Source organism: Bradyrhizobium arachidis, assembly GCF_024758505.1.
Taxonomy (GTDB): Bacteria; Pseudomonadota; Alphaproteobacteria; order Rhizobiales; family Xanthobacteraceae; genus Bradyrhizobium; species Bradyrhizobium manausense_C.
Genome location: NZ_CP077970.1, coordinates 9,388,971 through 9,413,024, shown reverse-complemented (window position 1 = coordinate 9,413,024; position 24,054 = coordinate 9,388,971). Strand labels below are relative to the sequence as shown.

The following is a 24,054-nucleotide window of genomic DNA, read 5'->3' as shown; positions in this document are numbered from 1 at the left end:
ACGTCTGTCCGCCATGCCTCTACCGCTTCGCGTCGGCCTGTTCCGTCGCATTGCAGGCGATCAGCATCGTGTAGGGCCGCGCATTGCCGGCGATCTCGGTGGTCTTGAGTTCGCCCTTCGGCTCCGCGGTCTGGTAAGGCACCACGGAATTGTCGAGGAAGTCGCGCAGCGCGCCGGTCTTGATGGCGAAGTTGATGTTCTCGGGAATGTTGCCGGTCGCAGCGGCGATGCGCAGTGCGGGGATCTTTGCGGTGACCACGCCCACGATCTGACCGGTGGTGTCGAACAGCGGGCCGCCGCTATTGCCGGGCTGTACCGGCGCGCTGATTTGCAGGAAGCGTGTGTCGTTGCGCATGCCGCTGAGCGAGCTTGCGATGCCGGTCGTCACGGTGAAGTCCGACGTGAGCAGGCCATGAAAGGGAAAGCCGATGACGATGACGGAATCGCCGGAGCGGATCGAGCGATCGCGAATCCGTGCAAAGTCCTTGAATGTCGTCGTCGACGGCGCCTGCAAGAGAGCGAGATCGTTGTTCGCGTCGCTCGATACGACGCGCAGCACCATCGCGGCCTCTCCGGTGAGGTTGCCCTTGATGTCGCCGACACAGCCGTCGATCACATGGTTGTTGGTGACAATGTGCCCGCTGGCACTGACTACAAAGCCCGTGCCGCTCTTGGCCCGGGTAGTTTTGCCGCCGGCCGGCGGCGCCTGCTTGTCTGGCGCGGGCTGCGGCTTGGCGGCGATCTTGGTGAAATCGCCAGCCTTGTCGAGCCCGTCGGCTTTCACCTTGGTCACGCAATTGGCCAATGCGGCGATCACCGGTCCGGTCGAGGTCAGATCAAAATTCAGAACCGCGCGGCCGGCAGTCGCCACCATCAGGCTCGCCTTCTGGAACGTACGCACGACATTCAGCGGCATGATGGCGGTGAGCATGTTGGATTGATACGCCGTCGCGTACAACCTGGCTTGCTCCTGTCCGTCAAAGGTCACGTCGATCGCGGCGTTCTCGCCCTTGTTGAAGCGGTAGCTGGGACTCGCAAAGGCGAGGGACCACGTGCCGGCGGAATTTTGGCTGACGACGAGGATGACGCCGTTCGCGTAAGGCGTCGTCGCCGCGCAATGGGAGAAGGCGCCCGTCTCGTCATTGCTGAAGGCGCCGCCGATCCAGTTGCCGACATTGACGCTGCCGAAGGGCCCTTTCGCATGCGCGACGCCAGCGACGCTCACCTGCAATAGAAGCGCAGCGACTAATGACTTGAGCCACATATCTTCCCCCGGAAACCGCTTTTGGAACATCTTATCCATGGGAGCAGGAGCCGCGCAACCGGCAGTTGTCCACCCGGCGCGGCCTTTACCATACGGCACGCCGGGCTTGCTTTTACTTTGCAGCGCGGTATACTTTGCGATACAAAGTAAGCACGCGGTGCTAACCGTGCACCGAGGGCGGAGCGAGGTTAAAGCGTTTTGCAGATGCGCGATCTCGACAAGGCGCTGGCCGACATCGTGGCGATCCGCAGCCAGATCGCCGCCGGTACCGCGTTTCGCGGCTACGGGCCGGCGACGATGGCGGCCACCGGCGCCGTGGCACTGCTTACCGCGCTTCTGCAAATCTGGTTTCTCGACAATCCGACCGGCCAGCCGGTCGTCTTCTTCCTCGGCTGGGCGGTCGCGGCCGCGCTGTCCGGAATCATCATCTGGATCGAGATGCGGGCGCGGTCGCAGCGGCATCACTCCGGACTTGCGGACGCGATGATCCACCAGGCTATCGAGCAGTTCTTGCCCGCCGGTGTCGCAGGCGTGCTGCTGGCGGCGGTGATGTGGAAGTTCGCCGACGAGACGCTCTGGCTGCTGCCCGGCCTATGGCAGATCCTGGTGTCGCTCGGCATCTTCGCCTCGGTCCGCTCGCTGCCGCGCACGGTGGCGCTGGCGGGTGCGTGGTACTTCGTCTCGGGTTTTGTCGTCGTGGTGCTGGCGAGCCGCAGCCACACGCTCTCGCCCTGGACCATGGGCCTGCCGTTCGTCGTCGGGCAGTCCATGATGGCCGGCATTCTGCATTTCGCGTCTGGAGACAACGATGTCGAAGATTGAGAGCGCGCCGTTTTCCTATGAAGGGCTCGACCGCGTCATCCATGAGAAGGCGAGGCTCGGGCTCTTGACCTCGCTGATGGCGCATCCCAAGGGACTTGCGTTCGCCGATCTCAAGCAGCTCTGCGGATTGACCGACGGCAATCTCAGCCGGCATCTCGCGGTGCTCCAGGAGGCCGGCCTCGTCGACGTCACCAAGGGATACGAGGGCAATCGCCCGCACACCACTTGCCGCCTCACCAAGGCCGGCCGGCGCCGCTTCCTCGATTATCTCACGGTGCTGGAGCGGCTGGTGCGCGACGCCGCGAAGGCCGCCGGCCGCGAGGCAGCCGCGCTCGGCCGCCTCGGCATCTTATCAACCTGACTGCCTCCCCTTTTTGACTGGAGACTTTGCGATGCAAAGTGACGCCACGACCAAGCAAGCCAAACTTCAAGAGAAGCTGCACGTCGGCATCATCATGGATGGCAACGGGCGATGGGCCACGCGGCGCGGCCTGTCGCGTGTGCGTGGCCACGAGGCCGGGGTCGAGGCCATCAGGCGCATCGTCGAGGCCGCCCCGAAGCAGGGCATCGGCACCCTGACGCTCTACGCGTTCTCGACCGACAATTGGCGCCGGCCGAAGGCCGAGGTCGTGGCACTGATGACGCTGCTCCGCTTCTATCTTGCCAACGAAGTGCAGAGCCTGGCCCGCAACGGCGTGCGTCTCACGGTGATCGGCCGTCGCGACCGCCTGCCCGAAGGAATCGCCACGGCCATCACGCGCGCCGAGCAGGCGACCGCCAATTGCGATGTCCTCAATCTGCGCATCGCCGTCGACTATTCCGCGCGCGACGCCATCCTCAATGCCGCAGCAAAAGCGGCCGCGCTGACGAGCCTCACCCGCGAAGCGTTTTCGCAGCTCGTCACCGGCGAGGCGGGCCTGCGCGACGTCGATCTCATCATCCGCACCAGCGGCGAAAAGCGCCTGTCGGACTTCCTGCTGTGGGAAGGCGCCTATGCCGAGCTCCACTTCACCGAGCGGATGTGGCCGGAATTCGAGGCCGCCGATCTCGCCCAGGCGCTGGCCTCCTTCCATGGCCGCGAGCGCCGCTTTGGCGGCCTGCAATCCCTGCCGCTGGAGCCAGCGCCGAGTCTCTGATGCGATGCGGAATCCCCGCGGTGCCGAAAATTTGAGCATTGCGCCAACTTAATCCCTTCGACGGCCATCGCCCCGGTGCCTAGTCTCGGCAGCATCGGGGGTGACGCTCATGCGCGCAGTTCTGGATTATTGCTCGGGCGGGACGGAGCGACAGGTGAAGGCGGGCGGGCTGATCCTCACCGAGGGCGGCTCCACGGGCCATCTCTACGTTCTGATGGATGGCAAGCTTGAGGTCATCAAGGGCGACACCGCGGTTGCCGTCATCACCGAGCCCGGCGCCGTGTTCGGCGAGATGTCGGTGCTGCTTGACCAGCCCCATACCGCGACGGTGCGCGCCTCACAGGATTCCACGATCTACGAGTTCGAGGACGCCGCCTCGTTCCTGATCCAGGAGCCGGCGGTGGCGCTGATGCTTGCCCGCATGTTGGCGCAGCGGCTCAACGTCGCCAACACTTATCTCGCCGATCTCAAGCGGCAATATGCCGGCCACGGCACTCATCTCGCGATGGTCGGCGATGTCTTGCAAAGCATGATCAACCTGCCGCAGCTCGAGGTGCAGCCAGGCTCGGATCGGCAATCCGATCCAAGGATGTGAGCCAGTCCGGCGGCTCCACGACGGGGTGCGCCGGCCGCTGCAAGGGCGCGTTGAGATCGATCCATTGCGCTTCGCCCGCCGCAAGCCAGAACGCCTTGCCTTCGTCGAGGTCGAGCACGATGTGGGTCGGCGGCCGGCCGTGCTGAAGGCCGGTGTTGAACACCCAGGTCTTGCCGAGCTGATCGAACCAGGAGCCGTCGGAAATGAAGGGCGACTGGTGCACGTGGCCCGAGATCACCATCGACGGCTTGTGCTCCCCGATCCACTGCACGAGATCGACGTCGCCGAAGAAGCGCTTGCCGCCCCAGCTCGTCGGCGAATTCGCGGGCGGCGCGTGGTGCGCCCAGATCCATCGCTGCGGCCGGCTCAAGGCGGCATCGCGCAACTGCGCGACGAGGCGCTGCTTGACCTGTGGCCCGTCCCACCACGGGCACACCGTGAACAGCGTGTCGGCGATCGCAAGACTGTCGCCGTCGCAGGCGATTCCGAGCTCGCGCACATCAGCGATCCAGCGCGAGATCTTCTCGCCCTCGGCGCTACGCTCGTCGAGATCGTGATTGCCCGAGCACAGGATGACGCGCGTCTGGCTCGCCAGCAGCGCAAGGTATTTCTTCACCACCACGATCTGCGCGCGAAAATCCACCATCGATCCGACGTCCAGCGCATCGCCGGCAAAGATCACGAGATCGAATTGCGCCGCCGCGCTCAGCAGCCAGTCGAACTGCGGCAGCGAATAATGCAGGTCGGCAACGACCAGGCAACGCATTGAAAATCCGTCGGGTCAGGAAACGAAAGGCGTGCGAATTCCAAGCGTTTAGCAAGCAAGAAGCAGACCAACGCGGGGAGCGGCCGGCAGCGGCAAATCAGCCCGAAAATCCTGCCGCGGTGCATGCCAGCCGGGAGGCTGGACCTCTTTCGCGAAGTCTGGTGTCGTGGCGTGCCTAAAGCCGGTGATTGCATGACTTCCTTCAAAACCATTCGCGCCAGGGCCGAGAAGCGCAAGGGCGGCGCCAAGGAGCTGGAGAAGCTCCTGCCGGCCAAGCCGGACCTCAAGCGCCTCGCCAAACTGCCCGACGACCGCATCCTCGCGGAGATGACCAAACGGGTGTTCTGCGCGGGCTTCGCCTGGAGCGTGATCGAGAACAAATGGCCCGGCTTCGAGGAAGCATTCTTGCATTTCCAGCCCGCCAAGCTGAGTTTTCAGCCGGAGGACTATTGGGAGGGCCTGATGCGCGACGCGCGCATCGTACGCAACGGCGCAAAGATCATGTCGGTGCGCGAGAATGCCGCCTTCGTGCAGGCGATCGCCAAAGAGCACGGCAGCTTCGCAAAATTTCTGGCGACGTGGCCGTCCTCCGACGAGATCGGCCTGCTCGATCTCCTCAACAAGCGCGGCAGCCGGCTCGGGGGCAACACCGGCCAGATGCTGCTGCGCTTCGTCGGCTGGGATGGTTTTGTCACCTCCAAGGACGTCGTCGTCTGCCTGCGCGACGCCGGCCTCGATATCGCCGAAGAGGTGAAATCGAAGGGCGATCTCGCAAAAGTGCAGGCGCAGTTCAACGCCTGGGCCAAGGAGAGCGGTCTGCCCTACGCCCACATCTCGCGCATCTGCGCGCTGTCGGTCGGGGAGAATCGGAGCGAATAGTCCGACGGTTCCTGATGAGCCCACGGGTTCTGCAGCGGATCGTCCCGATCGTGTGCATAGCGCGGCGATCCCGTGCCGGCAGCGTGGCAAACGCAGCGGAAACGATCAAGCCTGCGTCCAGTGAGGAACATTTGCGCGCGGGATCGGTTCGGACTCCAAGCCGGGTGGGCACCCGCACAGGAACGAATGCTGTCGCACGAATGAAGCCCGCTGCGGTCAACGCCACCAAACCCGACAAGCAATGGAGCCAGTCATGAAGCTGGATGCTGCGCAGGTGAAACAGACCATGAGGCAATTGGACGCTCAGGTGCTTCCCGAGGATCATCCGGCGGTGCCTCAACTGAACAATATGTTCGGAGATCACACGTTCTTCATCGACGAGCGCGGACTCGAAATTCTGGAGCCCTCCGACTCGCCCGACGGCCAGACCGGCGAGGTCATCAGCCTCGCCGATTGGAGCGATGCGGAGCTGACCAAGCTGAAGCCGCACGACCCCGAGCCGACCGGCGTGACCGTCGTGTTCGAGCAGAGCATGCATTGAGCAACGAAGGGCTCACGTGAAGCCTGAGGGCCGGGGCAAGGTCGGAAGCCGGAATGGCGGATGATCGATTGCCTCGGCCGGCTGATGACGCACCCGACACGCGCGCACGCCTGACCCTCGACGGTTCAGTAAACGTTGATCAGATAGACGTCGATCTCCGGCGCCCGCTTCCCGAAGGTTGCCTCCACGGTGAACGTATCCGTCCCGCGATATCCGGCAGCCGATTGGTAGTCGATCGTGAATTTCTTCATCGGCGTGCCGATGCATGGATCGGACGAGCGAAATCGATTTCGTTTGATCGCTGCGACCGTATTGCCGGGAAACAGCTTGCCGTGCTGCGGCTTCGAGACGGCTTTGACGATGCCGCTGTCCGGAGTGCAGTCGCGCTTCCACGCTGCGTAGCTGGCAACCTGCTTTCTTTGGCCGGACTGGACCGAGATGTTGTGGGTCTCGGCGATGACGCCATTGACCGGCAGACTGCCAAGCGCAAGGCTGAGGATCGCGGCTATAAACGTCGTTCTGGCGCTCAATCCGCGCTCCCCATGCAGTTCGTCCATGGCTCCGGATCGGGCAGGACCGCTTCGGTTCCGTAATCGAGGCGCAGCAGACGTGCTCTAGCAAGCACGAAGTTGGCGGGAGCTTCAGCAAGTTGTTGAAAAGGAGTGGCGCGCACTGGTTTGAACCCTGCCTCGACCTGCGACGTCAAAGGTCTGGGTTTTTTCAGAAAATGGTCCATTGATAGTTTGAGGTTCGGCGGATGAAATTGCTGATTGCTGCGGCGTGGGTCATCCTGATCGGCATCTCAACGAGCGCATGCGTTTCATTCACGTTCGATCCTGACAACGCTCCTCCTTACGGCCAGTCGTCCGGCCAAAAGTCCGGACGCTCCGGTTCAAGATAGTTGTGGCGGTTGTCCTCTAACTTCCCTCTAACTCCCTTTGGGCCCGGGCGGCCCGGCTGGGCCTGCAGGTCCGGGCGGTCCTGGAGGACCCGGCGGGCCAGGAGGTCCGGGGAGACCGCAGTTCTGGATCACCACATCTCTCGTATCCGGTCCCGACGTGATCTTCACGATGCAGGTGGAAGGAAAGTCGGGTCCAATCCACCGAAACCCTCCGGTCGAAGTGCCTTCGACCCTCACTGTCTTGCTCGGGCTGATCTTGATCTCCACGGTGGATTCGCGGGGCCGCCTGACCCGTCCCACGATGACCAACTCGCCCCGCGATATGTTGGCCGTCGTGATCAATATTTCCGCATGCGCGTTTTCGGTCCAATTCATCGCAACGATGGTTGCAAGAGCTGCGACGGTGCCGGCAGGTTTTGCGAGCATCATGATCTCCCCTGCTTGCGGGGCGCGCAACACGGCGCATCCCTCCCAGGGATGGGGTGTGGCTCCCAAACGACGAAACCACGACTCTCGGTGCAGCTCAGCTGAGGTTTCACCGGAATGCGTCGTAGGGTGACTACCTACTCATTCACGTCGGACCAGTCAGAATAAAACTGCAACCCCATACACGATTGAGATTGCTTGTGATTTTTTCTGCCCTAACGGGGTGGCGGTCGGTGCCGAGTTCGGCCTCACCCGCTGTCGCCGGGGATTTCAGCACGCCTCACGACAGCGTGCGCCTTTCGCTCCGGGATAGTAGTATTGTCGCCGGAAGCCGTCGACGCTTCGAGACCGAGGATTTCGCGTAGCACGCGATCGCGGCGCTCGAAGAGGAAGCACTCCAGTATCAAGCTGATGATCGCGGCTGCGGTCGGACGGCGCGGCAAATGGAGGATACTATGGCGTGGCGTGACGACAAGGCCCGGGCAACCCTGATCCGCGACGCAGCGGGCAACGTGCAACCGGGCAAGAGCCCCCGGGCCTTTGCCGAGCCTCTGTTCGGCTACACCAATGTCGAGGACCTCGCCAGTTACGATGCAGCCTCGCTTGCCCTCCTGGCGGAGCAAGCCTGGGAACACGTGCAGCGGCGCACGACCGGCAGCGCCGATATCCGCGTCGTCAATCCGACGCTGCCGAACGGGCGCGAAATTTCCGTGCTCGAAATTCTCAACGACAACATGCCTTTCCTGTTCGACTCCACCATGGCGGAGCTCGTCGAGCAGGGCATCGAAGTCACCCTTGTCGCTCACCCGATCATCGCCGTGGAGCGCGATGACCAGGGCAAGCTGCTGCGCTTCTACGGTGAAGCACTGCCGGAGGGAGCAAGGGGCACGCGCGAGAGCCTGATTCATCTCCACATCACTCGCCTGGACGCCGATGCCGATCGTCAGAAGCTGATCGACGGCCTCACCAGGACGTTGAATGACGTCCGCGCCTGCGTCACCGACTGGCGCGCCATGCGCGACCGCGTCGAGGAAGCGATCAAGACCTTCTCTTCCAATCCGCCGCCGCTGCCGATCGACGAGGTCGCCGAAGCAAACCAGTTTCTGCAATGGCTATGCGCGGACAACTTCACCTTCCTCGGCGTACGTGAATATCGCTTCTCGTCCGACAACGATGCGTCCGACGACATTACAACCGGCGAAGGCCTCGGTATTTTGCGCGATCCCGACGTGAAGGTGCTGCGCCGCGGCAGCGAAATGGTGGTGATGACGACGGAAATTCGCGAGTTCATGCGCGAGCCGACGCTGCTGATCGTCATCAAGGCCAATGTCTCCAGCCGCGTCCATCGCCGCATCCGGATGGATTATGTGGGCATCAAGCTCTATACGCCCGACGGTCGGCTCGAGGGCGAACTCCGCGTCGTCGGCCTTTTCACCTCGGGCGCCTATACCCGCTCGGTACGACAGATCCCCTATGTCCGCCACAAGGTTTCGGGGGTGCTGCAGCGCGCGGGCTTCGACCCGAGCGGCCATTCCGGCAAAGCGCTCATGCATATTCTCGAGGAATATCCGCGTGACGAACTGTTCCAGATCGACGTCGACACTTTGAACAGTTTCGTCATAGAGGTCCTGATCCTCTACGAGCGCCCCCGCGTCCGGGCGCTGGCGCGGGTGGACAAGTTCGATCGCTTCGTCTCCATCCTCACCTTCATTCCGCGCGACAAATACGACACCGACGTCCGCACGCGCGTCGGCGCCTTCCTGGCGCAGGCCTACAAGGGGACCCTGTCGGCCTCCTATGTATCATTCCCTGAAGGGGCGCTTGCGCGCGTCCACTACATCATCGGGCGCTATGAAGGCAAAACTCCCCTCGTCGAGCACACCGCGCTCGAAGCCGGAATCATCGCCATTGCCGCAACCTGGGCCGACAAGCTGAAGGCCGCGCTCACGGCGTCGACCGATGGCATGCGGGCACGCATGCTCGCCAATCGCTATGCCCAGGCCTTTAGCGGCGGCTATACCGAGGTATTCACGGCAGAACAGGCGATCGCCGATATCGCGACCATCGAGAAGCTCACTCCAGCGCGCCCGGTGACGATTTCGGTTCACCGCTTCGGAGACGAGGGCAATCCCAGGCGCTTCGGCCTGAAGGTTTTCTCGGACGCGGCACCGCTGTCGCTGTCCTACCGGGTGCCGGTGATCGAAAATCACGGCCTGCGCGTAGTCAACGAACGCACCTATCAGATCGTGCCCGGCAACAGGCCGGTGCCGGTCTGGCTGCACGACATGACGATCGAGACCAGCGACGGCCAGCCGATCGAGATCAGCCCGGATTTCAGCCATCGCCTGGAAGCCTCGATCATGGCTGTGGTCACCGATCGCGCCGAATCCGACGGATACAACGCCTTGATCCTGCGCACCGCGCTGGGCTGGCGGGAAATCTCGACCATCCGGGCGCTATCCCGCTATTTGCACCAGATCCGCGCTCCGTTCACCCAGGATTACATGTGGGAGACCTTGCGCAAGAACGCCGCGATCACAGCCAACCTCGTCGCGCTGTTTCAGGCCCGCCGCGATCCGCGCCTCGTCCTTACCGATCGCGAGCGTTCGGCGCGCGAGACAACTCTCCTTGCCGAGATCGAGGAGCAGCTCAAATCCGTCGCCTCGCTCGATGAAGACCGCATCCTGCGCCGCTTCACCAATCTGGTGCAGGCAACCATTCGCACCAATCTGTGGCAGATCGGCGAGGATGGACATCCGCGTCCGGTGATCTCCTTCAAGTTCGAGGCGCGCCGGATCGACGATTTGCCCGCTCCTCGACCTCTCTACGAGATCTTCGTCTATTCACCTCGTGTCGAAGGTATTCACCTGCGCTTCGGCAAGGTCGCGCGCGGCGGCCTGCGCTGGTCCGACCGGCCGCAGGATTTCCGCACCGAGATCCTGGGTCTCGTGAAAGCACAGCAGGTCAAGAACGCCGTGATCGTGCCGGTCGGGGCCAAAGGCGGCTTCGTACCCAAGCGCCTGCCGCCGCCCTCCGATCGCGAGGCGTGGCTCGCGGAGGGCACAGAAGCCTATCGCATCTTCGTTCGTTCGCTGCTCGAACTCACCGACAATCTCGGCGGCGACATCGTCGTGCCGCCCGACCTGACCGTGCGGCATGACGGCGACGACCCCTATCTCGTCGTGGCCGCCGACAAGGGCACCGCCACCTTCTCCGACGTCGCCAACGCGATCTCGGCCGAGAAGAACCATTGGCTCGGCGATGCCTTCGCATCCGGCGGCAGCCAGGGCTACGATCACAAGAAGATGGGGATCACCGCGCGCGGCGCCTGGGAGGCGGTCAAGCGCCACTTCCGCGAGCTCGGCACCGACATTCAGACCATGCCGTTCACTGTTGCCGGCGTCGGCGACATGTCCGGCGACGTCTTCGGCAACGGCATGCTGCTCTCGCGGGCGACGAGGCTTGTTGCGGCTTTCGATCATCGCGACATCTTCATCGATCCCTCGCCCGATCCGGCGATCAGCTTCAATGAGCGCAAGCGTCTGTTCGACCTGCCGCGGTCGAGCTGGCAGGACTACGACAAGTCGCTGATCTCGCAAGGCGGCGGCGTGTTCTCGCGCCAGCTCAAGGCGATCCCGCTCGCTCCGGAAGTGCGCACCCTGCTCGATCTCGACAAGCCGCAGGCGACGCCGTTCGAGGTGATGACGGCGATCCTGAAAGCGCGCGCGGACTTGCTGTGGTTTGGCGGCATCGGCACCTATATTCGCGGGTCGGCGGAGAGCGACGATCAGGTCGGAGACCGCGCCAACGATCCGATCCGCATCGCAGGCGGCGACGTGCGCGCCCGGGTGATCGGCGAAGGGGCCAACCTCGGCGTCACCCAACGTGGCCGCATTGAAGCAGCGCAGAAGGGCGTCAAGCTCAACACCGACGCCATCGACAATTCGGCCGGCGTGAACACGTCCGACGTCGAGGTCAACATCAAGATCGCGCTGGCGCGCCCCGAGCGCGAGGGACATCTCAGCCCCGCCGACCGCAACAGCCTGCTTGCCGCGATGACCGACGAGGTCGGCACGCTGGTGCTGCGCAACAACTATCTGCAGACGCTGGCGCTCTCGCTCGCCGAGCGCAAGGGCGTGGCCGAGACCGGCTTCCTCACCCGCCTGATGCAGTCGCTCGAGCAGCGCGGTCTGCTCAGCCGCACGGTCGAATTCCTGCCCGACGACGCCGCGATCACCGAGCGCACAAGGCGCGGGCAGTCCCTGACACGGCCTGAACTTGCCGTGTTGCTCGCCTATGCCAAGCTGACACTCTACAGTGACCTGCTCGAAACCGGCGTGCCTGATGATCCTTATCTCGCCCGCAGACTCTCCCTGTATTTTCCGCGCGAGCTTCTCGACAAATTCCCGACCGCGGTCGAGCTCCATCGCCTCCGACGCGAGATCATCGCGACCAGTCTCGTCAATGCCGTGATCAACCGCGGGGGCCCGGCCTGCATCGTACGCTTGACCGACGAGACCGACGCCGATATCTCGACCATCGTCATGGCCCAGGTGGCGGTGGACGCGATCTACGAGCTCAGGCGGCTCAATGACGCGATCGACGCGCTCGACACCCGCATCGACGGACAGTTGCAGCTCGGCCTCTATGCGGCGATTCAGGACCTCCTGCTCTCCCGCATGGTCTGGTACGTGCGCAATGTCGATTTCAAGGACGGACTGGAGGCCGTCGTCGCGCGCTTCGGCCCGGCTATCCGCCAGATCGTCGCCGGGCTCGACACCGCCCTTCCGCCGGACTTGCAGGCTGCGCGCGGCAAGCGACGGCAGGAACTCATCGAGGCCGGTGTCCCGGTCGGCCTCGCCGGTGAGCTCGCCGATCTCGACACTCTGGTCTCGGCGCCCGATATCGTGACGGTTGCCGAGCGCACCACGCGCCCCATTGGCGACGCCGTCGCGACCTTCTTCGCCGCCGAGGCGAACTTCCGTCTCGATCGCATCATCGCCGCCGCGCGCAGCGTGCCGGCAAACGATTATTTCGAACGCATGGCCATCGATCGCGCCGTCGAGCAGATCGCTGGCGCCGAAAGAAGACTGGCTGCGGATATGCTGGCGACCGGCGAGTCCGGCCAAGCGGCCGTCGAGACTTGGCTCGCCGCTCACCCCGAAGCGACGCGTATCCGCCGCTCGGTCGAGGAGATTGCCGCCAGCGGCCTGACGCTCGCCAAGCTGACAGTGGCGGCGAACCTGCTGGGAGACCTCGTCAAAGCCTGAAGCATGATCCGGAAAAGTGTTACCGGCGAACGGAGGAATCCAATGATCCACGCCACTTGCCATACCGCCGACAATGTCCGCTGCATCGAGTTCGATGCCACACCGTGGTTCAGCGAGGCCGACGCTCCGAGCATCATCGATCTGGCTCGACGAGGATGGACCAGCACGGCGATTGCAGAGTCCCTCGAGCACCGACGAGGATACGAGGGCTTGCACGACCTCGTCGAATATGCGGCGAAGCGACTGCAGTCGGAATCCCTGGAGGACCCAACCTGGGAAACCTTCGAGTGCGTTGTCGACGGACCCGAGGCCGTCGCCTGGCTCGAGAAAAACCGGCCCAACGTTGTGGCAAGGATCCCGTAAGCTCCGGGAACCGCAGCAAGGGCCACAATTGATCGACGGCAAACGAAGCGGAAATAGCGCGCCCGGAACCCGTCGAATGTCCGACCCGCAGCCGTGTCCGTTCCGATTGAATCGGAACGGGCTCCAGATTCTTGTTTTGACGTGTTTTCTTCACGCGAACCGGTGTCCACTTCGCTGGAAAACGCTCTGATTGCGGCAGTCGAGCGCAAGGCCTATGCTGAAGCCCGGCAATCACGCGGCCGCCCATCGTGGGGCGGGGCAGCCTCACGGTGGATGGCTCGCATATCCATCCGGAGGCCACGTCATGTCCATTGCCCCCACGCTGCACCGCTATCTGGATGCCGAGAAGATCCAGTATGCCGAGATCCCGCACGATCTCACCATGTCATCCACGCGCACGGCGCAGGCCTGCCACGTCTCGGGCGATCGTCTCGCCAAGGCCGTCGTGCTCCGGCATGACGGCGGCTATATGCTCGCGGTCGTGCCGGCATCGCACCATCTCAACCTGCCGGACTTGAAGGAGAGGCTTGGCGAGGATCTCGCCATGGCCAACGAATCCGAGATCAACCGGCTGTTCGCGGATTGCGCGCACGGAGCGGTTCCGGCCGTCGGCCGGTGCTACGGGCTCGATCTCATCGTCGATGACAGCATCCGGGCCCAGCCCGAGGTCTATATCGAAGCCGGCGATCACGAGACGCTGCTCCAGCTCACCCATGCGCAGTTCGAGCGACTGACGGCTAATGCGCCGCATGGACGCTTCAGCATGCACGACTGACGCGGCATGACGGCGAGATGATCGCGGCTACGTCTTCGTCGCGGCGCGCGTGCGGTCGCGCCCGGTTCGTTGTATAGTCGCGTCACGGGGGCTGCGTCCGCAACGGAGGTCCTCCATGAAGGTCAAGGACGTGATGCATAAGGGCGTCGATTGGGTCAGCCCCGACACCCCAGTCACCGAGATCGCCAAATTGATGCAAGGGCACGACGTCGGCTGCATTCCGATCGGCGAAGACGATCATCTGATCGGGATGGTGACCGATCGCGACATCGTCTGCAAAGGCCTTGCGAGCAAGGACTTCAACGCCGCGCGCATGACGGCGCGGGACGTGATGACCGAAGGCATCCATTGCTGCCGGGAAGACGACGATCTGGCGAAAGCCGTGCATCACATGGAGACGCTGAAAATCCGCAGGCTGCCTGTGATCAACAAGAGCAAGCGGATGGTCGGCATGATCAGCCTGGGTGATGTCGGCCAATTCGCCACCACTGATCTGTTGACCCAATGCGTCAAGGGCGTGTCGGCCCATCATTGATGGCAACGCCGGCCCGATTCCGGACCTACGCCGGATTGCACGCGGAACCCGCGTGCCGGCGAACGCGGACGCCATGACCACGCAACCGACCACGAAGCTGCTCCGCCGTCTTCTCGCCCCCATTGTCGTTCAGGGAGCTAGGCGGGGCGGTGTTACGGCGGGCAAAGTTCCCAAAGGTTCCGTGTGATCGTCCAACGTCTTCTGCAACGCGACTCCCATCATTCGCTTTCGCGCCGCGCGCTCCTGGGCGGGCTTGTGTCGGCCGGCGGCGCCCTCGCGCTCGGCGGATGCGCAGGCCTGGGCGCGACTGGCGCGCGCTTCGACGCGTCGTCCCTTTCCGTTGATCCCACATTGCTCGTCACCACCACGCGCAAGCCCGTGAACGGCGGTCGCACGAAACCCTGGTTCGGGCCGGAGCGCGCGACCAAAATGACGGTCGCGCGGGCAAGGCTGGTGGCGCCGGACGAGAGCCGTCTTTCTCTCACCTCGGTCGGACTTGGTGATTGGCGCCTCGATCGGGTCGAACCGGTGCCGGCCGAAATTGGCGATCTCCTTGCGCAGGCCGGCGGGGGAGGAGACGCGCTGATCTATGTGCATGGCTTCAAGCAGACATTCGAGACGGCGGCGCTCGATGCCGCCCATCTCTCCGATGGGATCAAGTTCCGCGGCCGGACCATGGTGTTCTCCTGGCCCTCCAAGGCTGGACTGTTCGACTATGCCTATGACCGCGACAGCGCGATGTGGTCCCGCGACGATTTCGAACGCGTGCTCTCGTCGCTGGTGTCGGCTTCAGGCGGCGGCCGCGTGCACATCGTTGCGCACAGCATGGGAACCATGCTGACGCTCGAAAGCCTGCGCCAGCTCTATGCGCGATACGGCGACACGGTCACGAGCAAGATCGGCGCGATCGTGTTTGCCGCGCCTGATATCGACATGGACGTGTTCTCGTCGGCGATCCACCGCATCGGTCCGCTTGCCGGCAAAATCACCGTGATCGCCGCGACGAACGATCGCGCACTGGCACTGTCGGGGCAAATCGCAGGTGGAATGACCAGGGTCGGCGCCGCCGAGAAAACCGCCATCGAACAGCTCGGCGTGCGCGTGGTCGATGCTTCCCAGGAAGGCTGGGGCATCATCAACCACGATCTGTTTCTATCGAATGCGGAAGTGCAGCGGGTGATCCGCCGCTCGATCGACGGTACGACCGCGTAGGAGGGCGCCTGCACCGAGCCGTGCGACGCCGGGCGAACCGGCGCAGCTCTCAATCGTCGCGGTGGGGTCGAGCTCCGGCGGGCGCACTTGCGCAACTAGTTCTTGGTGTTCCGCCTCTTGCTCGCTCCCCTGAGCGGGGCCGCCGGTGGGGGAGCCGGATTCGCCCAGCCTGCCATCTGCAGACAGGTGAGCAGATCGACATAGCTTGCTATTCCTCCTGCCGCAGCCTCGCCTTCGCAACTTTCGCGCGCGGGACCCGGAACAGTCAGCCAGGTCGAACTTAGCTGTTGCTGCGCAAGTGTCTCGTCACGCATGCATTCGCTGGCGTCCTGCGCGAGGGCGAGCCCTGATGCTTTGTCGTCAGCGGAAACGTCCCTGCAAAGCGCTTCCACGTTGAAGATGGGCACACGATCTGAAATCGGTATCGCGGGATGGCCAAGAAGCGATAGTGCCAATAGTGCTGCCTTCATAGGATCCTCTCCCCCTGGATCGGGTTGGACTGTGCAGCTTGGAGCAGGTTAGGCCTGGTTTGTTTCCGGTTCACTTCGCCCGGCCGGCAAAGGGTTTCGTCCTTGCCCGGCAGCGAGTTGCGGGCTTCCCGATGGACGCAAGTCGTAGCGATGCCGAGCCTGCCCCAAGGCAGCATGTTCATCTCGAACGACAATCGCTTTCGCAGGCAAACTGCCAGGAATGATGGCTTTCGTGACGGCCTGCAACGGGACGGGAGCGCTCCCGCGCCGGGTCGTTTCATACAGGGAACGGGCCGTCCAAAAAGCGTGACTTGTTAGCCACTTGGACGGACTTAGGTTCACACGCCACAGGACGTGCTGATGGCGGCCTGTTTGAGGTCATGCAGCGAGAACAGTTGGTAACGAAATAGCCGACAATCGGATCAAACAGCCACCTTGCGTTTCTGAAAGCAAAACCAAGAGGAAACAAGAATGAACGACATGTCGACGCTTGACGATCTCAAAAGTGCCCACTTGACGGCGCTATGGGAGCATGCCGGCACCGCGCTCAGTCATGAGCCGCGCCCGACCGAGCCACCCTTCTATTGGTCTTGGAATAGCCTTAAGCGCTTCGGCGAGATCGCCGCCGATCAAGTCAGCACCGAGCTCGCCGAGCGGAGGGTGCTGGTCCTGGCCAATCCGGCATTCGGCGGGAAGCTTGCGACGACGGGAACGCTCAACGCGGCGATTCAGATTCTGAACCCAGGCGAGACTGCTGAGCCGCATCGACATTCGATGGCGGCGATCCGATTGATCACAAATCATGATGGTGGATTCACGACGGTCAACGGATTGAAATGCCCGATGCATGCGGGTGACTTGCTCTTGACGCCGCCGTGGTGCTGGCACGGTCACAAGAACGATACGGACAGGCGCATCATGTGGATAGATGTGCTCGATGTCCCGCTTGTGATCGGCTGGAATGGTGTTTTCTTCGAGCATCCCGCTGAGGATAGCCCGCGGGTCGAGCAAGCAATTGCTTTCCCTGATGCCGCGTGGTCTGGATCTGGAATAGTTCAGTCGATCCTGGCGGCCGACACGTCATTCTCTCCAAGGCTTCGTTACCCCTGGAGCGAGGCCAAGATTGCGCTCGATGCGGCTCAGGGCGACGAAGATGGCCGTACGGAGGTTCACTACGTCAATCCGCTCAATGGCGACCCCGTGATGCCGACAATCGACTGTCATGCCGTTCGTCTTTCGCCGAACATGGCGACGCGTGCGCGGCGCAGCACTGCGAGCACAGTTTGCTTTGTCGTCAGCGGTCAAGGACAAAGCACCGTTGGCCAAGAACGGTTCAGTTGGTCTGAGAACGACGTCTTTACTATTCCAAACTGGCAATGGGCCAGTCACCAGGCCCAAGGCGGTCCCGCCTACATCGTCGAGGTATCCAATCGCGGGATGCTCGCCAAGCTGGGTCTCCTGCGCGCCGAGGTTAAGAGCCAGGCTTGACGTCTGCGGTTCACGCGTCGTCGGAGCGCTCGACTTGCAACGCGCCGAGCTCCGGCCGTATCCGCGCTTCCAGGAAATTCAGGAACGATCTGGACTTCGCCGACAAGCTGCGGCGGTTCGGATACAACGCATAGATCCGCGTCGATGGGGTCATTCGCCAATCGGGCAAGATCAATTTCAACCCATTCTTCTGCACTTCGCGGTTTGCGATCCACGCCGGCAGGAGAGTAATGCCGATGTCGGCAAGGGCTGCGTCCCGACGCACGATGGGGTCATTCACGTCCAAGCGCGGCCTGACCTTGACTTGTGCGACCTCTTGCCCGCGCGAAAGCGACCATTGCCGGTGATCTGCACCCCCAAAGAAGTCGATGACCAGGTGCTGCTCCAGGTCGATCGGGCAGCGTATGTCGGGATGTGACGAGAGATAACCGGGACCCGCGCAAAGAACGAAATGAACTGTCCCGATCTCCTTCGCGATGAGCGTTGAGTCGGCAAGTGGTCCCAGGCGGATGACGACATCAAAATTCTCTTCGATCGGATCGACTTGCCGGTTCGTCAACTCCAGCTCGACTCTGATATCCGGATGCGTGCGCAAGAAGTCTGAAAGAGATGGCGACAGCAAGGTGCGCCCGAACGTCAACGGCGCAGCCACTCTTAGCCGGCCTCGTGGCACGCTCCGGATCTCGTTTACAGCCGCTTGCGCTTCCTCGATTTCCTCTGCGATGCGTTGACAGTGCTGATGCACGACCGAACCAGCCTCGGTGAGGCGCATCTTGCGGCCGGACCGCTCAAGCAACCGAATTCCAAGGGATGATTCCAGACTGGCGACAGCTCGACTGATCGTAGCCTTTGGAATCGACAGCGCGCGTGCAGCGGCACTGATGCCACCGAAGTCCACGACCTTCGCGAACAGCATCAAGTGGCGGAAATCCTCCATTCCTTCCTCTCCTCGTTCCGCCCATGAAACAGTCTGTCTAAATACAATGGCTTGTCCCTCCTGTGAACAGGTCTAGGCTCGCAAACCACAAAGCATAGGGAGAAAGCGATGCGGCCAACTATCTTTGCGCCGCAACGGTGGATGCGCGCGTGTGGCCAGAGTGGACTCGCAGCCAACCGACCGTCGTGCGCGCAGGAGAAGACCTCGATATGAATTCAAGGGAAGTTATTATCGTCGGCGCTGGCATCGGGGGGGTGACCCTGGCGCTGGCGCTGGATCGTGTCGGCGTTCCCTTTCGCCTTCTCGAGGCGGCGAAGGAGATCCGTCTACTGGGCGTCGGGCTGAACCTTCTGCCACATGCCGTAAGAGCTTTGACTGATCTTGAGCTGCAGCCCAGCCTGCTCGCCAAGGGCGTCGTAACCCGCGAGTATTGTTTTTTCACGCGCCATGGCCAGCATGTCTACAGTGAGCCTCGCGGTCGGTTTGCGAACAACGATTGCCCGCAGATCTCGATCCATCGCGGCGATTTGCACGGGGCGCTGCTTGCAGCGGTGCAGGAGCGCTGCGGGCAGCACAAGGTCGAAGTCGATCACAAGTGTATGGCTGTCGAACAGGACGGCAACGGCGTGACCGTTCATTGCGAAACCTCGCAGGGCCGGACTGTCAAAGTCCAGGGCGCGCTTGTGATTGCCTGCGACGGCGTCCATTCGGTGCTCCGGCGGCAGGACCACCCCAAGGAAGCCATTCCCAAATATCAGGGCACGATGCTCTATCGAGGTGTCACGCGCATGCCGCCTTTTCTCAGCGGCGCGACCATGGCTTACGTCGGTACGCAAGAGAGCGGCAAGCTTGTTGTCTATCCAATTCGCGACAATATCGATTCTCGCGGAGAGCAACTGGTCAACTGGGTTATCGAGCTGGCGAGGCCAGCCGAGACGTGGCAGCGCGACTGGAATCGCGAGTGCAACGTCGAGGACTTCATTGCGAATTTCGAAAGCTGGACGTTCGACTGGCTTGATATTCCCGCAATGCTGCGAAGTGCAGATTCGGTCTACGAATATCCCATGGTGGACCAGGATCCCCTGCCATTCTGGACCCGGGGCCGAACAACCCTGCTGGGTGACGCGGCGCATCCCATGATGCCGCGCGGAAGCAATGGTTCTGCTCAAGCGATTCTGGACGCCGTAACGCTGGCTCAACTGCTCGCGCGTTTGAACGATGGGCCGCTCGCGCTGAAGCAATATGAGGCGCTGCGTCATCCGCCGACATCCGAGGTGGTCCTCGCCAACCGGACGATCTGGCCCGACGCCATTCTTCGCGTCGTGGACGAGCGTACCGGTGGCAAGCCATTCAGGCGCATCGAAGACGTCATATCCATGGCCGAGCTGGTCGAATGGCAGGAACGCTACCGAAGGGTAGAAGCATTTCCCGTTGGCGATTTGCAACCATCGGTCTGACGTTGCCGCCGACCTCCTGACCCGGTGCTGAGTAGTGTCAATGCATCTATGCCGCTTCGACGACGATCGCCTGGGTTTCGTGCGCGACGGTCGCGTTTTCGACATCACGCACATGGTCGAGCCCTCGGAGCGCGAGCCGGTGCTTGCGGCGGCGGGGATGGCGGCTGCTTTCTCCGACCGCGATCTGAGCCGGCTGAAAAGCCTTGCCGCAGGTGACGTGTGCTTGCATTCACCGATAAGGATGCCGAGCAAGATATTCGCTGCGCCCGACAATTATCGCGCTCACGCGGCCGAGATGCAGGCCGATCCGGTCGCGTCCTTCGGACGGAAGCCCGTTCCGCTCGATCAAGCCGGCCTTTTCCTCAAGGCCGCAGGTTCGCTCGTTGGCCCCTCTCACGGGGTTGTTCGACGCTTTCCGTCCCGCCGGACCGACTATGAAGTCGAGCTGGTCGTCATCATCGGCTCCGAGGCAAGCGACGTGCCGTCGTCTCGCGCGCTCGATATTGTGGCCGGCTATTCCATCGGCCTCGACATCACTGTGCGTGGGACTGAGGACCGTTCCTTTCGCAAGTCACTCGACTCCTACACGGTCGTTGGCCCCTGGATGACGCCCGCCTCCAGCATTGCCGATCTGGGCTCGCTCTCGATGACCCTCAAGCTGAATGGTGAAATCAAGCAGCACACGCGCCTGGATGACATGATAACCAGCGTTTCTGGCCTGATCGCCTATGCGTCGGCTTTCGCCAGGCTAAGGCCGGGCGACATGATCTTTACCGGTACGCCAGCCGGCGTTGGTCCAATCAGGGGCGGCGACACGCTGCTCGCTCAGATCGACATGATCGGCGAGATGCAAGTCAGTGTTCGCGATCACGTAGTTGAAACTCGATGAGAGAAACGCTCGCCGCCTCACGGCTCGCAGGGGAGGTACCATGTGCAATTCGACTAACGGTCACGTCGGCGTCGACGTTCCAGACGCCGCAGCGGAGAGCCGGAGGCCGGGCCCGGCGCTCATCGAGGATCTGATCAGCGCGAACCACATCCTTTTCGATCAGGGGGTCGTGGATGCATTCGGTCATGTCAGCGTCCGTCATGACATGCAGCCGGATCGCTTCTTCCTGGCGCGCAACATGGCTCCGGGAAACGTAACGGCCTCCGATATCATCGAGTTCACGCTCGACGGCGATCCGGTCGACGCGAACGGGAGGAAAGTGTACCTCGAGCGCTTCATACATAGCGAAATCTATCGGGAGTTTCCCGACGTCCAGGCGATCGTCCATAGCCATTCGCATTCGATAGTGCCTCTGTCAGTCGTCAAGAACATACCTCTCCGCGCCATATTTCATATGGCAGGCTTCATCGGCGAGTGTGCGCCGGTCTTCGAAATCCGGGATGTCGCGGGACCGGGTACGGATCTTCTGATCAGCGACAATCGGCTGGGGCGCGCATTGGCGCAGTGCTTTCACGCAAGCGACATCGTGCTCATGCGCGGACACGGGTCGACGGTGGTCGGGCAATCGCTGCGGCAGGTCGTCTACCGTGCAGTCTATGCCGAAATCAACGCACGCTATCAGATCGAAGCCACGAAGCTCGGGGAGGTGACGTATTTGACCGCGGCCGAAGCGAAGAGCTGCGTCGCCAACGTCGAAGCGCAATCTCATCGACCCTGGGACCTCTGGAAGGCGCAAGCCAGGGAGCGCAGGACGTAGTGCGTCCCGCTTGTGCTTAATCGTGGGGTCGAGAAGCGAGGCCGATGAACTTCGCGCGCGAAGGTTTGGGAGGTGCAAGGTGATCGTTCGAATCCGCGATATTGTTCGCATTGTAGTCTTACTAGCGATCGCGACGTCAGCGTCTGCTCAGGCGCCGAATTACCCACGGGCGCCGGTAAAGTTGATCACACAAGGAGCGGCGGCGAGCGGACCAGACGTCGTCGCCCGCGTCGTCTTTGACGAACTGGGTCGAAAATGGAAGCAACAGATCGTCGTTCTCAACGCGACGGGCGCTGCCGGGAGTAATGCGGCAAAACAGGCCGTGCAGGCGCAGGCGGACGGCTACACGCTCTACCTTCCAACCGGCGCTGCCTTCATCGTCATGCCTGAAATGTTTCCGAACCTGAAGATCGACATGCTGAACGACTTCGTTCCGGTCGGTTTGGTGGCGGAGCTGCCTTTCGTGATTGCGGTCTCGCCTGAGCTGAATGTCAGCTCGCTTGCTGAGCTGGTCGAGTTCTCGAAGGCGAGACCAGGCACCTTGAACTTCGCGGCCAACGCGCGAGGTACTTTGCCGCACCTGACCGCCGAACGCTTTCGGATCCAGAGTGGAGCCGACCTGACCTACATACCCTATCCGGGAGCGTCAGCCGGATTGCAGGATTTGATGGGTGGCCGGATATCCGTCATCGTTGAGGGGCTCGGCACCCTGCTAGGGGCGATCCAGAATGGCTCGCTAAGACCGCTCGCTGTGACGTCGTCGCGGCGGTTGCCGGAGTTTCCGGAGATTCCAACGGTTGCAGAGATGCTGCCCGGCTTTACCGCGACCGGCTGGTTTGCGCTGCTTGCCCCGCGGGGTACGCCGCACGACATCGTGGAAAAGGTCAATCACGATTTGAACGACACGCTGAACTCTCCCGCTGTGAAGGAAAAGTTGCAGTCCATGGGCACCATGGTCCGCCCGATGTCGCTCGACGACACCGCCATGTTCTTACGCAGCGAGCAGCAGGTCTGGCGACCGGTTGCGAAACAAATCGGGATCGGCTCATCGAACTGAGATGCAGCTTCGTTCTACGATGCCGCCCAATGTACAACCGGTCTCAACCTGCATCGCGCGCATCGCTTTGTAGAATAAAGAAAAACCGGTGCATCCGGCACGATTCGAACGTGTGACCTTTGCCTTCGAAGGGCAACTCGCGCCCAATCCCGGGATCGGCGTAATTTGCCAAAACAAAGCAAGCCTTTGGCGCGCCACGGCTGGCGCGCCGACGGGCTGCGATCTTGCGACACTCGCGTTCGAACCTGGCGGCGCTCCCGTGCCACCAAGATTGGCACGATCCTCGCGTTTTCGGATTCATTCCGTGACTCTAGACCAACGGCCAGCTTCGCGCCGCTCGGCACGGGTCGGTCACAGCTGAAAGGACGTCGACAGCAGATGTTCAGTTCTTTGACAGACGCAAGACAGCAACTGGTCGAGGTTTTGACCGATCCAGAGGCGTTGGAAAGCCCTCTCACCACGGTCGAGATCGAGCAGATCCTGAGCCATCTTGCGCCACAGCTCTGGATCGCTCCCGGAGACGGGCTACCGGAGAGAGAAACCGGCACACGCTTCGGCGGTGCACCGGCCTTGCCGCCGGACGTGGATTGGCCGATACGGCCCGTGCCCGCCGATCTGGCGGCCCGCGCCCAGGACCTCGTCGGCAATCAGAGCTGGATTCTCCGCCACATCGAACGGGCGCTGCCTTACGAATTCCTCGCGCAGATCGAGCTTGCCGAAGCCGGGCCGGTTGCGGCGGAGCTGGGGTTGCCGGCGTCGGGTCGGCTGCTGTTCTTCTGGGATGGCGTCGGCGGGTTGACGTCCTCCGAACCTGAATTCGCGCGCGTGCTGTGGGATGAGACGCCGCGTGACGAACTCGCCCAGGCGGCTATTCCTCCTGTGCTGGAAGAGCTGGAACGGGCCTACGATCTCACCGGAAAGTACAAGAAGCCATACATCTATCCGTCCCGCCCCATGCGTCTGCAGCCCATCCTGCACTTGCCGTTCTGCGGCGCGCGCGAAATGCTCGATGATCCCTTGCTGTCGATGCGTGCTGAGGATTTCGATTTCCACTGCTGTTACCACCAGCTGTTGCGCGGCGAAGATGGCATGACGGGGCGCGAGGACGCCGGCCAGCGTCGCCATCGGCTGATGGGAACGCCGGAGCCGGAGCAGGACGACCCGCGGTTCGGCGTCGAACCGAATGGACCAGCTGACTGGCAACTGCTGTTGCAGCTCGATCTCGGCGACCTCGCACAAAATTCGCTGGTCGAAGGTACGGTCTACTTCCTCATCGCGCGCGAGCATCTCGCCGCGCGCGACTTTTCCAGTGTGCGCGCCGTCTACAGTCAGACGTGAGGGAGTCTCGTCCGCTTCGTACCATGCGTTCGAGGCTCCTCTGCTTGCGGGGCGCCGAAATGGGGCGTCCCTGACAAGGAGACCACGCCTCCTGAGCAAGCTCAGCTGAGGTTTCA

The 24,054-nt window shown here is 62.5% G+C and carries 23 protein-coding genes; 17 read left to right on the top strand and 6 right to left on the bottom strand.

Translation table 11 applies throughout. From position 1 onward, the window contains the following. Positions 1-19: 19 nt before the first annotated feature. Complete coding sequence (locus KUF59_RS43875; RefSeq protein ID WP_212462532.1) at positions 20-1,264, bottom strand: S1C family serine protease; 1,245 nt, start codon at positions 1,262-1,264, stop codon at positions 20-22. 204 nt (positions 1,265-1,468) lie between these two features. Here KUF59_RS43875 and KUF59_RS43870 point away from each other — a divergent pair, with 204 nt between their 5' ends. The 4 genes from KUF59_RS43870 (at position 1,469) to KUF59_RS43855 (ending at position 3,817) form a co-directional block, all read left to right on the top strand. After that, the gene (locus tag KUF59_RS43870) at positions 1,469-2,086 is read left to right on the top strand and encodes a hypothetical protein (RefSeq protein ID WP_212462531.1); all 618 of its coding nucleotides are present in this window, start codon (positions 1,469-1,471) and stop codon (positions 2,084-2,086) included. Next, positions 2,073-2,447: a transcriptional regulator gene (locus KUF59_RS43865; protein ID WP_212462530.1), complete on the top strand. Its 375-nt coding sequence runs from the start codon at positions 2,073-2,075 to the stop codon at positions 2,445-2,447. Before KUF59_RS43870 ends, KUF59_RS43865 begins: the two co-directional genes overlap by 14 nt. A gap of 31 nt (positions 2,448-2,478) precedes the next feature. Next, on the top strand, positions 2,479-3,222 hold the full coding sequence (locus KUF59_RS43860; RefSeq protein WP_212462529.1) for a di-trans,poly-cis-decaprenylcistransferase: 744 nt from the start codon (positions 2,479-2,481) through the stop codon (positions 3,220-3,222). A 109-nt stretch (positions 3,223-3,331) separates the two neighbouring features. Continuing rightward, positions 3,332-3,817, top strand: a complete 486-nt coding sequence (locus KUF59_RS43855; protein ID WP_212462528.1) for a Crp/Fnr family transcriptional regulator — start codon at positions 3,332-3,334, stop codon at positions 3,815-3,817. Here the strand turns inward: KUF59_RS43855 and KUF59_RS43850 are convergent. Continuing rightward, positions 3,756-4,583, bottom strand: a complete 828-nt coding sequence (locus KUF59_RS43850; protein WP_212462527.1) for a metallophosphoesterase family protein — start codon at positions 4,581-4,583, stop codon at positions 3,756-3,758. The two genes, KUF59_RS43855 and KUF59_RS43850, sit on opposite strands and share 62 nt — an antisense overlap. Positions 4,584-4,775: 192 nt before the next feature. Between KUF59_RS43850 and KUF59_RS43845 the strand changes: the two genes are divergently transcribed. Beyond that, positions 4,776-5,462, top strand: coding sequence for a DNA-3-methyladenine glycosylase I (locus KUF59_RS43845; protein WP_212462526.1), 687 nt, complete (start codon positions 4,776-4,778; stop codon positions 5,460-5,462). Positions 5,463-5,715: 253 nt separating this feature from the next. Further along, positions 5,716-6,003, top strand: a complete 288-nt coding sequence (locus tag KUF59_RS43840; RefSeq protein ID WP_212462525.1) for a hypothetical protein — start codon at positions 5,716-5,718, stop codon at positions 6,001-6,003. A 125-nt stretch (positions 6,004-6,128) separates the two neighbouring features. Here KUF59_RS43840 and KUF59_RS43835 read toward each other — a convergent pair whose 3' ends face one another. Together KUF59_RS43835 and KUF59_RS43830 are read right to left on the bottom strand one after the other, a co-directional pair. Further along, a complete protein-coding gene (locus tag KUF59_RS43835; protein WP_258768067.1) occupies positions 6,129-6,533 on the bottom strand; it encodes a hypothetical protein in 405 nt (134 codons plus the stop codon). Continuing rightward, the gene (locus tag KUF59_RS43830) at positions 6,530-6,739 is read right to left on the bottom strand and encodes a hypothetical protein (RefSeq protein WP_258768066.1); all 210 of its coding nucleotides are present in this window, start codon (positions 6,737-6,739) and stop codon (positions 6,530-6,532) included. Before KUF59_RS43830 ends, KUF59_RS43835 begins: the two co-directional genes overlap by 4 nt. Before the next feature lie 1,034 nt (positions 6,740-7,773). Here KUF59_RS43830 and KUF59_RS43825 point away from each other — a divergent pair. The 5 genes from KUF59_RS43825 to KUF59_RS43805 all read left to right on the top strand — a co-directional run bounded on the left by KUF59_RS43825 (position 7,774) and on the right by KUF59_RS43805 (position 15,485). Beyond that, positions 7,774-12,600, top strand: a complete 4,827-nt coding sequence (locus KUF59_RS43825; RefSeq protein ID WP_212462523.1) for an NAD-glutamate dehydrogenase — start codon at positions 7,774-7,776, stop codon at positions 12,598-12,600. 42 nt (positions 12,601-12,642) lie between these two features. Then, positions 12,643-12,963 (top strand): hypothetical protein, encoded by a 321-nt coding sequence (locus KUF59_RS43820; RefSeq protein ID WP_212462522.1) that lies wholly within the window; start codon positions 12,643-12,645, stop codon positions 12,961-12,963. Between the two features lie 304 nt (positions 12,964-13,267). Next, positions 13,268-13,738, top strand: a complete 471-nt coding sequence (locus KUF59_RS43815; protein WP_212462521.1) for an aminoacyl-tRNA deacylase — start codon at positions 13,268-13,270, stop codon at positions 13,736-13,738. Between the two features lie 115 nt (positions 13,739-13,853). Beyond that, a complete protein-coding gene (locus KUF59_RS43810; protein ID WP_212462520.1) occupies positions 13,854-14,273 on the top strand; it encodes a CBS domain-containing protein in 420 nt (139 codons plus the stop codon). A 183-nt stretch (positions 14,274-14,456) separates the two neighbouring features. Next, entirely contained in the window at positions 14,457-15,485 is a 1,029-nt protein-coding gene (locus KUF59_RS43805; protein ID WP_212462519.1) for an alpha/beta hydrolase, read from the top strand. Positions 15,486-15,580: 95 nt separating this feature from the next. Here KUF59_RS43805 and KUF59_RS43800 read toward each other — a convergent pair whose 3' ends face one another. Further along, a complete protein-coding gene (locus tag KUF59_RS43800; protein ID WP_212462518.1) occupies positions 15,581-15,955 on the bottom strand; it encodes a hypothetical protein in 375 nt (124 codons plus the stop codon). Positions 15,956-16,426: 471 nt separating this feature from the next. Between KUF59_RS43800 and KUF59_RS43795 the strand changes: the two genes are divergently transcribed. After that, a complete protein-coding gene (locus tag KUF59_RS43795) occupies positions 16,427-17,443 on the top strand; it encodes a cupin domain-containing protein (RefSeq protein WP_212462517.1) in 1,017 nt (338 codons plus the stop codon). Between the two features lie 10 nt (positions 17,444-17,453). On the opposite strand, the gene KUF59_RS43790 is transcribed toward KUF59_RS43795, so the two are convergent. Further along, positions 17,454-18,380 carry a LysR family transcriptional regulator gene (locus KUF59_RS43790; RefSeq protein WP_212462516.1) on the bottom strand — a complete coding sequence of 309 codons (927 nt, stop codon included), beginning with the start codon at positions 18,378-18,380 and terminating at the stop codon, positions 17,454-17,456. Between the two features lie 209 nt (positions 18,381-18,589). On the opposite strand from KUF59_RS43790, the gene KUF59_RS43785 reads away from it, so the two are divergent. From KUF59_RS43785 to KUF59_RS43765, 5 genes are all read left to right on the top strand, one after another. Then, positions 18,590-19,837 (top strand): flavin-dependent oxidoreductase, encoded by a 1,248-nt coding sequence (locus tag KUF59_RS43785; RefSeq protein WP_212462515.1) that lies wholly within the window; start codon positions 18,590-18,592, stop codon positions 19,835-19,837. Between the two features lie 40 nt (positions 19,838-19,877). Continuing rightward, positions 19,878-20,726, top strand: a complete 849-nt coding sequence (locus KUF59_RS43780; protein ID WP_212462514.1) for a fumarylacetoacetate hydrolase family protein — start codon at positions 19,878-19,880, stop codon at positions 20,724-20,726. 40 nt (positions 20,727-20,766) lie between these two features. Further along, on the top strand, positions 20,767-21,543 hold the full coding sequence (locus tag KUF59_RS43775) for a class II aldolase/adducin family protein (protein WP_212462542.1): 777 nt from the start codon (positions 20,767-20,769) through the stop codon (positions 21,541-21,543). 79 nt (positions 21,544-21,622) lie between these two features. Next, complete coding sequence (locus KUF59_RS43770) at positions 21,623-22,600, top strand: Bug family tripartite tricarboxylate transporter substrate binding protein (RefSeq protein WP_212462513.1); 978 nt, start codon at positions 21,623-21,625, stop codon at positions 22,598-22,600. A gap of 165 nt (positions 22,601-22,765) precedes the next feature. Next, positions 22,766-23,938, top strand: a complete 1,173-nt coding sequence (locus KUF59_RS43765) for a YwqG family protein (RefSeq protein ID WP_258768065.1) — start codon at positions 22,766-22,768, stop codon at positions 23,936-23,938. Positions 23,939-24,054 lie beyond the last annotated feature (116 nt).